We start from the raw sequence: 14,539 nt of genomic DNA on the forward strand, positions 1-14,539 counted from the left end.
GCACGCTTCGGTGATTCCCGCCGTCCGTGACTTCCTCGGCACCCCGAAGCGCCTGTTCATCGGCGGCGAATGGGTGGACTCCGCGAGCGGCGAGACGTTCGAGACCATCGACCCGGCCACGGGTCACGTGTTGACGACGGTCGCCCGTGGAGACGTCGAGGACATCGATCGGGCGGTCGCTGCCGCGCGCACCGCGTTCGACGGGGAGTGGTCGCTCTGGACGCCCGCCGAGCGGCAGCGCATCCTGTTCCGGATCAGCGAGGCCATCCGCGATCGCGCGGAGGAGTTCGCCCAGATCGAGTCCCTCGACAACGGCAAGTCCGCCGGGGTCGCCCAGGCAGTCGACGTCCTCTGGACCGCAGAGCTTTTCGCCTACTACGCCGGCTGGGCCACCAAGATCGAGGGCCGGACCATTCCGGTGTCGGTCCCGTGGGCCCCCGGCGCGCAGTGGCACGCCTACACGTTGCGGCAGCCGGTGGGCGTGTGCGGTGGGATCGTGCCCTGGAACTTCCCGCTGCTGATGGCTGCCTTCAAGGTGCCGGCCGCGTTGGCCACCGGCAACACGTCGGTGCTCAAGCCGGCCGAGCAGACGCCGCTCTCGGCGCTGCTGCTGGCGGAGGTCATGGCCGAGGCCGGCCTCCCCGACGGTGTGTTCAACGTGGTGACCGGATACGGCGAGGCCGGGGCGGCACTGGCCGCACACATGGACGTCGACAAGATCGCGTTCACCGGGTCGACCGAGGTCGGCAAGCTGGTCGTCGACGCGGCCCGCGGCAACCTCAAGAAGGTCTCGCTCGAGCTCGGCGGCAAGAGCCCGCAGGTCGTGTACGCCGATGCCGACCTCAGCGCAGCGATCCCCGGTGTGGCGAGCGGCTTCCTGTTCAACCACGGGCAGGCCTGCACGTCGGGCACCCGGCTGCTGGTGGAGGAGTCGATCTTCGAGGAGTTCACCCAGGGTGTTGCCGAGGTGGCCGGCGCGAGCAAGCTCGGCCCTGGCCTCGACCCCACCTCCGAGGTCGGCCCGCTGGTCGACGGCACGCAGCTCGAGCGGGTCACCGGCTACATCGAGGCGGGTCTTCGTGACGGCGCCCGCGCGCTGACCGGCGGACGCCGGCACGGCACGGAGGGCTTCTACGTCGAGCCGACCCTGATGGTCGACGTGGACGACTCGTTCAGTGTCTATCGCGAGGAGATCTTCGGTCCCGTCGCCGTGGCGACTCCCTTCAGGGCCGAGGAAGGCGTCGGTCGTCAGGCCAACGACACCCCGTTCGGTCTCGCCGCCAGCGTCTGGACGCGCGATGTCTCCAAGGCCCACCGCACCGCGCGCGAGATCAACGCGGGGACCGTGTGGGTCAACTGCCACAACGCCTTCGATACGGCCATGCCGTTCGGTGGCTTCAAGCAGTCGGGTTGGGGTCGCGAGCTGGGCGAGGGAGCGATCGACCTCTACACGCAGAACAAGTCCGTGAACATCTCCATCTGATCCGAAAGGCTGAGACATGACACCCACCGAGCTGAAGACGCAGGACGACTCCGAATCCGCCGAGGACATGGTCGCGGAGGACCTGATCGAGGAGGTCTCGATCGACGGCATGTGTGGCGTGTACTGATGCCTGACGTCCTGCTCGACCGCATCCTGACCCAGGCCTGGGCGTTGTCGCCGTCGGTCGCCCTGCGCCCGGAGCCCTTCGGCGCGTTGGCCTACCACTTCGGCAACCGCAAGCTGACCTTCCTCAAGCGACCGGAGCTGGTCCAGGTCGTCCGGGTGCTCGCTGAGCACCCGGACGTCCGGTCCGCCCTGGTCGCCGCGGGAGTGCCGGAGTCGCAGCACGCGGCGTACGGCGCAGCGCTCCGCGGCCTCGCCCGCACCGACATGATCCGGCCGCGCGAGCAGGAGCTGGCCTCATGACAGCAGTGCAGGAACGACCAGTGGGTGGTTCGCTCATCGACCAGTTCGAGCTCGGGCTCGACGCGCCGATCTGCCTGACGTGGGAGCTCACCTATGCCTGCAACCTGGCCTGCGCGCACTGCCTGTCCTCGTCGGGCAAGCGGGACCCGCGAGAGCTGAGCACCGCGCAGTGCGAGGCAGTGATCGACGAGCTGCAGCGGATGCAGGTGTTCTACGTCAACATCGGTGGCGGCGAGCCGACGATCCGGCCGGACTTCTGGCACCTGCTGGCCTACGCCGTCGATCACCAGGTCGGGGTGAAGTTCTCGACCAACGGCGTTCGGATCACGCCCGAGCGAGCCCGAGTCCTGGCGTCGACCGACTACGTCGACGTGCAGATCTCGCTGGACGGCGCGACTGCCGAGGTCAACGACTACGTGCGGGGGACGGGGTCCTACGACACCGCCCTCACGGCGTTGCAGAACCTCCAGGACGCTGGTTTCAAGGACGCCAAGATCTCGGTCGTCTGCACCCGCGAGAACATCGGGCAGCTCGACGAGTTCAAGGCCCTGGCGGACCGCTACGGCGCGACCCTGCGTCTCACCCGGCTGCGGCCCTCGGGTCGCGGGGCCGATGTGTGGGACGAACTGCATCCCCTGCCCGCCCAGCAGAAGGTCCTCTACGACTGGCTGATGGCGCACGGTGAGGACGTCCTCACGGGGGACTCGTTCTTCCACCTCGCGGCGTTCGGCGAGAGCCTGCCCGGTCTCAACCTGTGCGGTGCCGGCCGGGTGGTGTGCCTGATCGACCCGATCGGCGACGTCTACGCGTGCCCGTTCGCGATCCACGACAGCTTCCTCGCGGGCAATCTGCTGGACCAGGGAGGCTTCCAGCGCGTGTGGCAGACCTCCGAGCTGTTCACCGAGCTGCGGTCGCCGCAGACCGGTGGGGCGTGCGCCAAGTGCACGTTCTACGACACCTGCCGGGGTGGCTGCATGGCCGCCAAGTTCTTCACCGGTCTGCCGCTCGACGGACCCGACCCCGAATGCGTGCAGGGCTACGGAGAGACCGCCCTGGCCGGGGCCAGGACCATCCCGGCCGCCAGCCAGGACCACTCCCGGTCGGGGCCGACACGCAATCAGCCGGTGATGCTCCAGCTGATGACCAGGCCGCCGGTGTCGGCCTGCGCGCAGAGCCCGCTCGCCGGCTTCGAGGCCGCACCTTCGAGCCAGAACGGATGCTGCTCGTGAAGCTCGAGAACCCGTGGAAGCAGAACCCGTGGTTCGAGTCCGTCGCGGTCGCCCAACGGCGCGCGCGCAAGCGGCTGCCCGCTCCGGTGTACGGCGCCCTGGTGGCCGGTTCCGAACGCGGCCAGACGGTCGGTGACAACGAGGCGGCGTTCCGCGAGCTCGGCTTCGCACCGCACGTCGCGGGACAGCACACAGAGCGGTCGATGGCCACGACCGTGCTCGGGCGCGAGGTCTCGCTGCCGGTGCTGATCAGCCCGACCGGTGTGCAGGCGGTGCATCCCGACGGTGAGGTGGCCGTCGCTCGTGCGGCGGCGGCGCGGGGCACGATCATGGGTTTGTCGAACTTCGCCTCCAAGTCTGTCGAGGAGGTCACGGCGACCGGGGCGATGACGTTCTTCCAGATGTACTGGACCGGTGATCGTGAGGTCGTGGTGCAGCGGATGCAACGCGCGCACGCGGCAGGCGCGGTGGGCCTGATCGCCACGCTGGACTGGTCGTTCTCGGTGGGTCGGGACTGGGGGAGCCCCGAGATCCCGGAGAAGGTCGACCTCAGGACCATGGTGCGGATGGCACCGAAGGTGATCACGAAGCCGCGCTGGCTCTACGAGTTCGGACGGTCCGGGGAGATTCCCGATCTCACCGCACCCAACCTCGCACCTCGGGGCGCGGATGGAACGCTGGGCAGCGCGCCGACGTTCTTCACCGCCTACTACGAGTGGATGACCACGCCGCCGCCCTCCTGGGAGGACGTCGCGTGGATGCGCGAGCAGTGGGCCCAGATCAGTGGCACGCCCTTCGTCCTCAAGGGCGTGTGCCGCGTCGACGATGCGCTGAGGGCTCGTGACGCCGGGGTGGCCGCGCTGTCGGTCTCCAACCACGGCGGCAACAACCTGGACGGCACGCCAGCCGCGATCCGGATGGTCAAGCCGATCGCCGACGCTGTCGGCCACGACCTCGACGTCGTGATGGACGGCGGGATCCGCCGCGGCTCGGACGTCGTGAAGGCCGTTGCGCTCGGCGCCCGCGCAGTGATGATCGGTCGGGCGTATCTCTGGGGGCTGGCAGCCAATGGCCAGGCGGGCGTGGAGAACGTCCTCGACGTCCTGCGCGGCGGCATCGACTCGGCACTCATGGGGCTGGGCGTGTCCTCCATCGACGAGCTGACTCCCGACCACGTGCTGGTGCCCGCGAGCTTCCATCGGGCCCTGGGCACTGAGGCGACGGACGCCGCCAACCCATGAGCGGACGGATCGCAGACGCCACCTGGCCCGATCTCGAGCAGATCGAGCTCGTCGTGGTGCCGGTCGGGTCGATCGAGCAACACGGTCCGCACCTCCCGCTCGACACGGACACCACGATCGCGGTCGCGGTGGCCGAGGCCGTCGCCGCGGACCTGGGTGGTGCCTGGGTGGCGCCGGCGGTCGTCTACGGGTCCAGCGGTGAGCACCAGGCGTTCCCGGGGACGAGCTCCATCGGCACGGATGTCCTGCACCTGATGCTGGTCGAGTTGGTGCGGTCCATGCGGACCTGGACGCGCCGTGTGCTCTTCGTCAATGCTCACGGCGGCAACGTGCAAGCGCTGACCGGCGCCGTACGCCAACTTGTGGACGAAGGTCACGATGTTGCCTGGGCGCCATGCGCGACCGAGGACGTCGACCTGCATGCCGGACGCACCGAGACCTCGCTGATGCTGCTCCTGCGCCCGAACTCCGTTCGTCTCGACCTGGCCGAGGCCGGCAACACCCAGCCACTCACGGAGGTCCTGCCCGCGCTCGTCACGAACGGGGTGCGTGACGTCTCGGCAAACGGAGTGCTCGGCGATCCGGCTGGTGCCTCGGCGAAGGAGGGGGCGTTGCTGTTCGATCGCATGGTGCGCGACGTCCTGGCCCGGGCCGCGGTCCCGGTGACATGAGCCGCGTCGCCCTCGTCACCGGAGGCGCCCGGGGGATCGGTGCCGCGACCGTCGCTCGGCTGGTCGCCGACGGCTACCGGGTCATGACCGTGGACTCATGCGAGGGTGCGCCTCTTGCGACGCGCGCCGAGCTCGACGCCGTCGCTGCCGCCCATGGCAATGCCGTGCTGCACCGGGTCGTCGACGTACGCGATCGTGGTGCGCTGGCCGAGGCGGTCGCGCACACGCTGGAGACCTGGGGGCGGCTCGACGTCGCCGTCGCTTCCGCGGCGGTCATTCGGGGTGGGGCGCCGCTGTGGGAGACGAGCGAAGCCGACCTCGACCTGCTTTGGGACGTGGACGCCAAGGGTGTCTGGAACACGGCGGCCGTCGCGGTGCCGGCGATGCTGGCCGGGCCTGACCCCTCGGGTTGCCGGTTCGTGGCCGTCGCGTCGGCGGCCGGCAGCCAGGGCATGTTCCATCTGGCGGCGTACAACGCGGTCAAGCACTCCGTCGTCGGCATCGTGAAGGGACTGGCGGCGGATCTGGTCGGCACGGGTGTCACGACCTGCGCCGTCTCGCCTGGTGCCACCGATACCCAGATGCTGCTGGCGACCGCCGACCTCTACGCCGTGACGCCCGCCGAGCTCACGGAGCATCAGCTGATCCGCCGATCGATCGACCCGGCCGAGATCGCCGCCGCCATCGCCTTCTGCGCCTCATCCGCAGGCGGAGTGTTGAACGGCAGCGTCCTGCACGCAGATGGCGGCTTCACGCCGTGACGACGTCGTTCGCGGCCGGGCTGCCTCTCGGGTTCGAGGTCAGCATTCGCGGTGACGTGCAACGGCCGGGCGACGGGCGGGTGCTCGTGGGTGGCTCACCGCTGCGGGCCATCACCCTGACCGACGGTGCTCTTGAACTGATGGATCGAGACAGCGTGCGCGTCGTTGACCGCCGAAGCGGTGTGCTCGCCCAGCGGCTGCTCGATGCCAACGTCGCCGACCCCGTCCTGGCGACGATGACCGCGACCGACTCGATCACCGTGGTGATCCCGGTGCGAGACCGGCCAGAGCAGCTGGACCGTGCCCTGGCGGCGCTGCACCCGCTGCACACACTCGTTGTCGACGACGGCTCGACGCACCCGGAGGCCGTCGCCGAAGTGATAGCGCGGCACGGGGCCCGCCTCATCCGGCTCCCGGTCAACGTGGGGCCCGCGGGCGCTCGCAACGCCGGGCTGGCGACGGTGACCACGCCGTACGTCGCTTTCGTCGACTCCGACGTGCAAGTGACCGCCAAGGGGCTGATGCGACTGGCCCGGCACTTCGACGATCCCCGCGTGGCCCTGGTGGGACCTCGAGTCGTCAGCGTGGCTCGCTCGGTGCGGCCACGCTGGCACGAGCGCTACGACGAGCACGCCTCGTCCCTCGACCTGGGTGGTCGTGCCTGCTCCGTGCGTCCCGGCGCGGCCGTCGGCTGGCTGCCCAGCGCATGTGTCGTCGGGCGCGTGCAGCTGCTCGCCGGCGGGTTCGACGAGAAGCTGCGGATCGGCGAGGACGTCGACCTGGTGTGGCGCCTCGTCGCCGCCGGTCACACGGTCCGCTACGACCCCACGGTGGTCGCACGACACGACACGCGGCCGACGCTTGCCGGGTGGCTGGGGCGCAAGTTCGCCTACGGCACGGGCGGCGCGGTGCTGGCCCAGCGCCACGGCGACCACACGGCCGTGGCCCGGCTCTCGCCCGCCATGGCGCTGGCGGCCGGTGCGCTGCTGCTTCGCCGACGCTGGTCCGCGCCCGTGGCAGCGGCTTGCCTCGCTCGCAGTGCCTCGTCCCTCGCCGCGAGTCTCCCCGAGCCCGTGGTCACGCCCCGGCTCGTGGCCCAGCTCTCCGCACGCGGACTCGGGTGGTCGTTGCGTCAGGAGTCGTCGCTGCTGCTGCGCCACTGGTGGCCGGCGGCCGTGGTCGGTGCGATCGCGAGCCGGTCGGTACGCCGTGCCGTCGTGACCGCCTGCGTCGTCGACGTCGTGGCAGCCGCCTCGGAGGGAGTACGCGATCGACCCGTCGCCGCGTTCGTCGGCCGTCGAATGGACGACTTGGCCTACGGCGGCGGTCTCTGGTGGGGCTCTGTCAGGGCTCGTTCTCCTTGGGCCCTCTCGGTGCAGTGGGCTAGCCGCCCAGGATCCGCCCGCCGGCATGGACGAATGCTGACAGACTCACACCGAGTGAACGCGACGCTGGAAACATGATCGGCGGCTGGAAAGGCTGAAACCGTATCTCAGCAGCGACACCCTCGCGGGAATACCCTGGCCGATCTCCCTCTCGGCCTGTCCCAGCCGCCTCAGGGGCGCACTACGCGGCCACGCGAGGTCATCTCACGTACCCCGACCCGACCGATCTGGCAAGCAACGATGACTTGGCAGCACTGGGGCACGACAACCCCAGGGCTTGTCGGTCTTGCGACCTGATGCGTTGCGAGCTCCGCAGGGGGCTGAACTGGGCGCTCAGGTTACAGGCGGTCCCCACATGCGGAACCTCAAACGGTGAACGCACAGTTCGGAAGCCCATCCTGGCCCGACAACCCGACGGACGTCCCGTAGGAGCCGTCCGGCTCCATCACCGGGACGGGGGCGTCTTGCGCCAGCCGACAGGTTCAATCCCGACAACCAGATTTGCCTAATGAACGATGCCGAGCAGGCGGACTCGGCCGAGCTCGCGGCTGCCGAGGTCCTCGACGCGCAGCGTGTCCCCGTCGACCACGGCCGTCACGCGGACCTGGGTGACGTTGCCCTCGGATGGGTCGGGGCCTGCGGGCGTGACGGGGAGGGCTGCCTTGATGCCGCCGGCGGTTAGCACGGCGATCGCCGCGGCCGCGAGGCCGATGAGGGCCTTCATCGGGCGACCCTCAGCTGGGGACGCTCGCCGGCGCCGGGAACCGCGCGTGCCTGCGCGCGGACGCCGGGGGAGCGGTAGCCGGGCTCGGGGATCTGCTCGACGACCTCTGCCCCGCTCGTGCGGGCGCCGGCCGGCTCCTCGGGGAGCTCGGCGGCGATCTTCGCGGCCAGTTCGCGCAGCGGTGGGGTCTTCTCGATGCGCCGGGTCGCGTGGAGCACGGTCGTGTGGTCGCGGTCGAAGTGACGCGCGATCGTCGGCAGGCTGTGCCCGTGGATGCGGGCCGCCGTCATCGCCACCGCGGGGGCGTCCGCTGCCGCCCGGCTGCGGTCGGTGCCGAGGAGGACCTCGGGCGTGGTGCCGAAGGCCTCCGCGGTCGCCACGACGGCCTGCTCGACCGGGCCATCAGGCTCGAAGGTCGACGCCGGCGGATCCTGGTGGAGGCTGACCACCGTGGCCTCGGGGCGGGGGAGCCGGGCGGTGTAGCGGTCGTTGACGTGCTCGGTGACCAGGGGTGCGGCGTCGGCCAGCCGGGGTCGCTCGGCGGTGCGGCGCACGGCGTGGATCACCGAGCCGTGGTCCTTGTTGAAGTGTTCGGCGACCGCCGGCAGGGACAGGCCGACCTCGCGGGCGAGGGTCATGGCCACGGCGCGGGCGTCGCTGACCGGACGGCTGCGCTCGGCGCTCAGGATCGCCTTCGGGGTGGTGCCGAACATCGGTGCGGCCGCGTTGATGGCCAGCTCGCACACCGCAGCCAGGCCGGTTGCCGGCGCCGCCGGCATGGTCTGGTCGACCTGGACGGCCAGGACGGTCACCAGCGACCGCAGCTGTTCGGCGTCCAGCGGCGCGATCAGGTCGGGGACCTGGTCGTGCTGCCCGCGGCTGGCGGCATCGAGGACGAGGCCAGCCAGCTGGCGGCCGCGCTGATCGAGGTCCATGCCCGTCCTCCCGCCTACCGCGCCGGCGACCCGCCGGCCGGGGCCGCCTGGCGAGGAACATGGCCGCGGCCCTGCTCGGCCATACGCCGGCGAGCGTTGTCGGTGATCTCGCTCGCGATGCCGGCCGACTGCCGAGCGTTGGCCGCGGCGTGGTCGACGATGTTCTCGAGCAGGCGCACGTCCTCGTCGGCGCGGCCGAGTTCCTTGCCGGCGGTCGCGATGCTCCGCTCGAGGGTGACCGGCTCCAGCAGCGACGGCGGAGTCACGTGCTGGGCCGCCAGCTGCGCGCTGTCGACGTGCTGAGCGGTCAACCGGGCCATCGGCTTGGCCAGGTCGATCATCTCGCCCACGACTGCGAGGCGTGGCTTCAACTGCGCGACCTCGCTGGCGAGCTCAGGATCGGAGGTGTCGGCGTCTTGGAGGAGATCGTGGGCATCCGCGATCGCCTGCGATGCACGCTCCAGGTGTCCAGTGAGTTCGTCGACCAGCTCGGCGTTGTCGCTGCAGCGCCGCTGCAGGCGGCCCAAGTGCTCGCCGGCGGCCTCGAGGTAGTAGTCACCGCGGTCGCTGAGGCGGGCCTTCGCAGAGTCGAGCTCGGCGTCATCGAGAACCCGGAGCGCGGAGTTGACCGTGGTGTGGAGTTCGTCGACCACCCGGCGGGCGCGTCCCACGGCCTGCTCGGCCATGAAGACGGCGTCTGCCGCTTGCAGAGCGGTCTCGGTGGTCATGCCGGCTCACCGCCTCCCGTGTCGGACGGGGGCGTACTGCTCGGCGGGGGAAGCACCTCGCGGAGGCGGTCGAGCGCGGCCAGGGCCTGCTCAAGGTGGTCGCGGGCCTCCTGAACGGGGTCACGGTCGGCCGCGGCGGAGGGAGAATCGGCGGGCGTGCTCACGGGCAGCTCCTTGGTTGACCGGGGTCATGTTCAGTCACCAAAGGAAGGCCGACCCGCTCGGGCGATCACCGAGCGCGAAGAAATCTGGCTCATCTGACGCTTCCGTGGGTGGTTGATCGCGCCTGAATGGCCGCACGCCGTTCCCGCTCTAGGTTTCTGGCTTGTCGAGAGTCAGGAACCACGGAACGGAGAACGGCGTGCGAAACGCCACCCTATGGCGCGCCCTCTTGGGCGTCGAGAACACCGTCATCGAGGCGATCGAGTTCAGCGATGTCGAGGACATTGTCATCGCGCACGTTCGACCGCGACGAGCTGCTCGAGGCCGCTGCGGACGATGCGGCATCAAAGCCGCCTGGTACGACCACGGAGAAGGACGCCGACGGTGGCGAAGCCTGGACCTGGGCACGGTCGAGGTCTTCCTCGAGGCCGACGCGCCAAGGGTCAACTGCCCGGTCCATGGGCCGACGGTGCGGCATGTGCCCTGGGCGCGTCACGCGGCTGGTCACACGTTGAGCTTTGACCAGCAGGTCGCCTGGCTGGCTACCCAGTGCTCGAAGTCCGCGATCACCCAGTTGATGCGGATCGCGTGGCGGACCGTGGGATCGATCATCGCCCGGGTCTGGGCCGACACCGCCGAAGGGATCGACGCCTTCGCCGGACTGCGCCGCATCGGCATCGATGAGATCTCCTACAAGCGCAACCACAAGTACCTGACCGTCGTGGTCGACCACGACACCGGCCGGCTGGTGTGGGCCAAGGCCGGACGCGACCGCGCCACCCTCGAGGAGTTCTTCGACGCACTGGAAGCCTCCGGCGAAGGCAGGTGCGCCCAGATCACCCATGTCACAGCCGACGGCGCGGACTGGATCGCGGACGTTGTGCGGCGACGCTGCCCAGCCGCGGTCCGGTGCGCCGACCCCTTCCACGTCGTCGGCTGGGCCACCGATGCCCTCGACGCCGTGCGACGAGACGCCTGGAATCAGGCCAGACGCGCGGGCCACACCCGCCCCGCCGGTTGGCAGAACGGCCGGGCGGTTACGGTCGCAACCGGACACGCTCGCGCTCTCAAGCACGCCCGCTACGCGCTGTGGAAGAACCCCGAGAACCTCACCGACAAGCAGCAGACGAAGCTTGCGTGGATCGCCAAGACTGATCCTCGGCTCTACCGCGCCTATCTGCTCAAAGAAGGCCTGCGTACCGTCTTCAAGCTCCCAGCAGACGAGGCCGCCGAGGCGCTGGACCGATGGGTCGCGTGGGCACGGCGCTGCCGGATCGCATCGTTCGTCAAGCTCCAGCAGCGCATCACCAAGCATCGCGCCGAGATCCTCGCTGCCATCGACCACGGCCTGTCCAACGGCCTCATCGAATCGGTCAACACCAAGATCCGGCTCATCACCAGGGTGGCCTTCGGATTCCGCTCACCCGACGCCCTCATCGGTCTAGCGATGCTCAATCTCGGCGGCAACCGGCCGCTGCTGCCCGGCCGATGACCCACGGATCAGTCAGATGAGCCAGAAAACTTGACGCGTAGCCGCCCTCGGCATCGCGGGCACGCAGCTTCGACAAGACGCTCATCGTCACCTCGGCCAAGTAGTCGCCGGTGAGAACGTCAGCATCCGCCTGCCGCACCATGTCGCTCAGGGCGCTCGCGCGGTCGCCGTAGAAGCCCTAGAAATTTGCTATTCGGAGTGGCCTTGTCATTTAGATCCTTACGTATATATGGATCGGTATCTCTACATACGGAAGACTAGTGCGACGGGCGTCACATCGTCAACGGTCGGCCGCAACTCTGCCGTCAGCCATGTGTCGAACGTCGGGGAGGGTTGGACAGGAGGCCAACCGCTGCCTCGCCGCTCAGCCACACTGTGAAGAAAGCCCAGGGACCGGTGATGGCGTGCAACAGACCTCTCTTGTCAAGGGCCAGTAGAAACTGCCCAGTGGCGGACATGAGACCTGCCCGCTGACGGCCACGCGGAATCTGTCAAGTCAAGTGAGACAGTTTGGGTCAGTTGATTTGGGGTTCGAGGTCGGGCTGGTTGATCCAGAACTGGGTCGGCATGACCGGTGGGTGTGGCCTGCGGCCGCTGGCTGAGGTCGTGCACTGCTCGGCCAGGGGACAGACCCGACAGGCGCTGCCGAAGATGGCATTGCCCTTCGGTGTCACGCTCCGGGTGATGCCGACTGGGCATGTCATCGTTCCGGCGACCGGGTCGCGGGTGAAGTCGTCGATGGTGAATCCGCCAGGCACCGCGGGGCGCAGCGGCCAGGGCTTGATCACGGGCTTGTGGCCGGACTTGTCGAGCTCGCGGAGCATCTCGCCAGTGCCATAAGCGGAGTCGGCGAGGACCTCGACCTGCTGGCCTTCGCCAACCGTGGTGTCCTCGGCGAGCAGGACAGCGCCCACATTGCCGTCGGAGTTCTCAGCGCCGCTGGCCTTGGTCGCCTTCACAGCGGTGGTCAGCCCGGTGTCGGGCTCGACCACGATGTGGGCCTTGAACCCGTCCTGTTTGCGTTCGCGGGACTTGTGGGCGTGGCGCGCGTCGGGATCCACGGTCGAGATCATCCGATCCGGCGCGGTCCTGCGCGCGATCCTCCACCGGCCATCGGTGCCATCGGAGTCCTCGGCCGGCTCGACGTCCTGGCCCGCGACCAGCGCCAGCAGCGCGACGGCTTCGGCCGGTTTCCCACCGTCCTTGCTGATCTGCTCGATGTCCAAGGTGGCCAGCAACGCGAGCGCATCACCGACCAGCGCACTCACCAGCTCATCACGCGCGTCCGGGTCATCCCACGCGATCCGCGGCTTCCCGGTCCCGGTGTAGTCCTGACCAGTCAACGCCGCCAGCCGTGTGCAGTGCACCGCGATGAGGTCCTTCGCGTTGGGCACCTCACGGCCAACCCGACGGACCGAGGCGATCAACTGGGTCACGGTGTCCTGACGGGCAACCGCGTCATCGAGGATCGTGGAATCCAGCGCGCGGCGCTGCTTGCCGGCCACCGCACCCGTTTCGGCGATGACGTCGCGGACCACTTGGAAGATCCGTTGCGGACGATCACTGGCAGCGAGTCGACGCCGCCAGTAGGTCAACGTCGAGGCGTCGAAGCCCTTCGCGTCGATCGCGTACCCACACGCCGCCTTCCACCGCAGATCGAAGGTCAACGCGTCGACCGCTTCGCGGTCCGAATGCCCGTACAACGCTTGCAACACGATCACCGAAGCAATCACCTCGCCCGGGATCGAGGGCCGACCCCGTCCCGAAGGAAATAGGTCCGCGAACAACTCGCTCGGGAACAACCGGTCGCGATGCTCGGCCAGCAACGCGAACACGCTGCCCGGCTCAAGTAAGTGTCCGGCCACCGACTCCACGTCCAGCAACTCACGCTGCCGATCAGACTCACCCTGCATGCACTCAGGATTTCAGCCCTGCCCGCCGACCGTGGGAGGCGCGCCTTTTGTTCAGCAGTCTCCCAGTGAGGCTCCGCCTCTGACCGCCGAGTCTGGGGCTGGTCTGGGCGGGCAGGCGGGCGCACGCTGTGGTGATGGATAACGTCCTGCGAATCGGTGATCTCCTCGATGGTCATGTGGTGCTCGATGTGGAGTGCCTGGATCGGATCTATCTCAACGGGTATGAAGCGCCCCAGGTTTGATGCCGCTCCTGTTTGAGTCCAGGAGGATGAGCACCATGCCGAAGAAGATCGATGAAGAGTTGAAGGCCAGGGCTGTGCGTCTGGTCAATGATCGCCGCGGGGAGTACTCCTCGCTTACTGCTGCCTGTGCGGTCGTGGCCAAGCAGCTCGGTGTCGGCAAGGAGTCGGTGCGTCGCTGGGTCATCCAGTCCGACGTCGACAGCGGCACACGCCAGGGCGTCACGAGCGAAGAGCTGGCTGAGATCAAGGCGCTCAAGGCCGAGAACCGGCGGCTTCGTGAGGACGTCGACATCCTGCGCCGGGCCACAACTTTCTTCGCCGGGGAACTCGACCCCCGCAACCGCTGATCATGGGTTTCATCGACACCATGAGAGCCGAGGACTACGCGGTCGAGTCGATCTGTCGGGTCCTGCGCGAGCAGGGCTGCCAGATCGCCGCGCGGACCTACCGCAGCTGGAAGAGCACGAACAGGGTCGTCGCGGCTAGAACGATGTCCGATGCCCAGGTCGTCGACGCGGTACGCGACATCGCCTGGACCACCAAGGTCGACGCCGAGGGCGTGGCGGTGCGCAAGCTCGCACCCGAGGGGCTCTACGGGCGCCGCAAGATGACCGCCTACCTGCGGCGCACCACCATGCCCGAGGCCAGCGCCGGCAGCGTGGACCGTGCGATGCGGACCCTCGGCCTGTGTGGTGTGCGGCGTGACAAGGGCATTCGGACCACGATCCCGGCCAAGGACGGCACCCGTGCCGGGGACCTCCTCGACAGGGCTTCACCGCGCCGGCACCTGACCGGACCTGGGTCACCGACTTCACCTACGTCAGAACCTGGGCCGGCTTCACCTACGTCGCGTTCATCGTCGACGTCTACGCCCAACGAATCGTGGCCTGGCACGCCGCGACGAACAAGCAGACCGACCTGGTGATGATCCCGCTGCGGATGGCGCTGTGGCAACGCGGCCGCGAGGGCCACCCCACTCAGCCGGGTGAGCTCATCCATCACTCGGACGCCGGGTCTCAAGGCGGATTCAACTGGTCGTCGCAACACCCCCTGATGTCGGAGGTGTTCACAGATGGCGACGGCGGACTGGAGCAAGAAGACCAGCGATGTTCCCGAGGGTGCGCGTCGGCAGTGGCGTGCTGACAGA

The 14,539-nt window shown here is 69.0% G+C and carries 13 protein-coding genes and 3 pseudogenes; 10 read left to right on the forward strand and 6 right to left on the reverse strand.

Features of this window, described 5'->3' with window-relative positions; translation table 11 throughout:
• Positions 1–10 precede the first annotated feature (10 nt).
• The 8 genes from IRX98_RS12545 to mftF are packed head-to-tail and all read left to right on the forward strand — an operon-like array spanning position 11 to position 7,274.
• Positions 11–1,483: an aldehyde dehydrogenase family protein gene (locus tag IRX98_RS12545; protein WP_308044876.1), complete on the forward strand. Its 1,473-nt coding sequence runs from the start codon at positions 11–13 to the stop codon at positions 1,481–1,483.
• A 16-nt stretch (positions 1,484–1,499) separates the two neighbouring features.
• Positions 1,500–1,610: a mycofactocin precursor MftA gene (gene mftA, locus IRX98_RS12550; RefSeq protein ID WP_224277222.1), complete on the forward strand. Its 111-nt coding sequence runs from the start codon at positions 1,500–1,502 to the stop codon at positions 1,608–1,610.
• Positions 1,610–1,909 carry a mycofactocin biosynthesis chaperone MftB gene (gene mftB, locus IRX98_RS12555; protein WP_224277223.1) on the forward strand — a complete coding sequence of 100 codons (300 nt, stop codon included), beginning with the start codon at positions 1,610–1,612 and terminating at the stop codon, positions 1,907–1,909. Before mftA ends, mftB begins: the two co-directional genes overlap by 1 nt.
• Positions 1,906–3,138: a mycofactocin radical SAM maturase gene (gene mftC, locus IRX98_RS12560; RefSeq protein ID WP_224277224.1), complete on the forward strand. Its 1,233-nt coding sequence runs from the start codon at positions 1,906–1,908 to the stop codon at positions 3,136–3,138. The genes mftB and mftC overlap by 4 nt, the downstream gene beginning before the upstream one ends.
• Entirely contained in the window at positions 3,126–4,379 is a 1,254-nt protein-coding gene (mftD, locus tag IRX98_RS12565; protein ID WP_224277225.1) for a pre-mycofactocin synthase MftD, read from the forward strand. Before mftC ends, mftD begins: the two co-directional genes overlap by 13 nt.
• Positions 4,376–5,050, forward strand: coding sequence for a mycofactocin biosynthesis peptidyl-dipeptidase MftE (gene mftE, locus IRX98_RS12570; RefSeq protein WP_224277226.1), 675 nt, complete (start codon positions 4,376–4,378; stop codon positions 5,048–5,050). The genes mftD and mftE overlap by 4 nt, the downstream gene beginning before the upstream one ends.
• Positions 5,047–5,811, forward strand: a complete 765-nt coding sequence (locus IRX98_RS12575; protein ID WP_224277227.1) for a mycofactocin-coupled SDR family oxidoreductase — start codon at positions 5,047–5,049, stop codon at positions 5,809–5,811. The genes mftE and IRX98_RS12575 overlap by 4 nt, the downstream gene beginning before the upstream one ends.
• Positions 5,808–7,274 carry a mycofactocin biosynthesis glycosyltransferase MftF gene (gene mftF, locus IRX98_RS12580; RefSeq protein WP_224277228.1) on the forward strand — a complete coding sequence of 489 codons (1,467 nt, stop codon included), beginning with the start codon at positions 5,808–5,810 and terminating at the stop codon, positions 7,272–7,274. The genes IRX98_RS12575 and mftF overlap by 4 nt, the downstream gene beginning before the upstream one ends.
• Before the next feature lie 427 nt (positions 7,275–7,701).
• Here mftF and IRX98_RS12585 read toward each other — a convergent pair whose 3' ends face one another.
• Genes IRX98_RS12585 through IRX98_RS12600 form a run of 4 tightly spaced genes read right to left on the reverse strand, consistent with a single transcriptional unit; the run spans position 7,702 to position 9,747 of the window.
• The gene (locus IRX98_RS12585) at positions 7,702–7,920 is read right to left on the reverse strand and encodes a hypothetical protein (protein WP_224277229.1); all 219 of its coding nucleotides are present in this window, start codon (positions 7,918–7,920) and stop codon (positions 7,702–7,704) included.
• A complete protein-coding gene (locus IRX98_RS12590; protein WP_224277230.1) occupies positions 7,917–8,855 on the reverse strand; it encodes a helix-turn-helix domain-containing protein in 939 nt (312 codons plus the stop codon). Before IRX98_RS12590 ends, IRX98_RS12585 begins: the two co-directional genes overlap by 4 nt.
• A gap of 14 nt (positions 8,856–8,869) precedes the next feature.
• On the reverse strand, positions 8,870–9,583 hold the full coding sequence (locus IRX98_RS12595; RefSeq protein ID WP_224277231.1) for a hypothetical protein: 714 nt from the start codon (positions 9,581–9,583) through the stop codon (positions 8,870–8,872).
• Positions 9,580–9,747 carry a hypothetical protein gene (locus IRX98_RS12600; protein ID WP_224277232.1) on the reverse strand — a complete coding sequence of 56 codons (168 nt, stop codon included), beginning with the start codon at positions 9,745–9,747 and terminating at the stop codon, positions 9,580–9,582. The genes IRX98_RS12595 and IRX98_RS12600 overlap by 4 nt, the downstream gene beginning before the upstream one ends.
• 197 nt (positions 9,748–9,944) lie before the next feature.
• Between IRX98_RS12600 and IRX98_RS12605 the strand changes: the two genes are divergently transcribed.
• Entirely contained in the window at positions 9,945–11,237 is a 1,293-nt protein-coding gene (locus IRX98_RS12605) for an ISL3 family transposase (protein ID WP_224277233.1), read from the forward strand.
• On the opposite strand, the pseudogene IRX98_RS12610 reads toward IRX98_RS12605, so the two are convergent.
• Both IRX98_RS12610 and IRX98_RS12615 read right to left on the reverse strand, forming a co-directional pair.
• Positions 11,197–11,403 (reverse strand): annotated as a pseudogene (locus IRX98_RS12610) (acyclic terpene utilization AtuA family protein); the annotation flags it as partial. The gene IRX98_RS12605 and the pseudogene IRX98_RS12610 sit on opposite strands and share 41 nt — an antisense overlap.
• 421 nt (positions 11,404–11,824) lie before the next feature.
• Positions 11,825–13,150, reverse strand: a pseudogene (locus tag IRX98_RS12615) (transposase); the annotation flags it as partial.
• 277 nt (positions 13,151–13,427) lie between these two features.
• Here IRX98_RS12615 and IRX98_RS12620 point away from each other — a divergent pair.
• Positions 13,428–14,418, forward strand: a pseudogene (locus IRX98_RS12620) (IS3 family transposase); the annotation flags it as partial.
• Between the last annotated feature and the right edge of the window lie 121 nt (positions 14,419–14,539).

Source organism: Nocardioides lacusdianchii (assembly GCF_020102855.1).
Classification (GTDB): Bacteria; Actinomycetota; Actinomycetes; order Propionibacteriales; family Nocardioidaceae; genus Nocardioides; species Nocardioides lacusdianchii.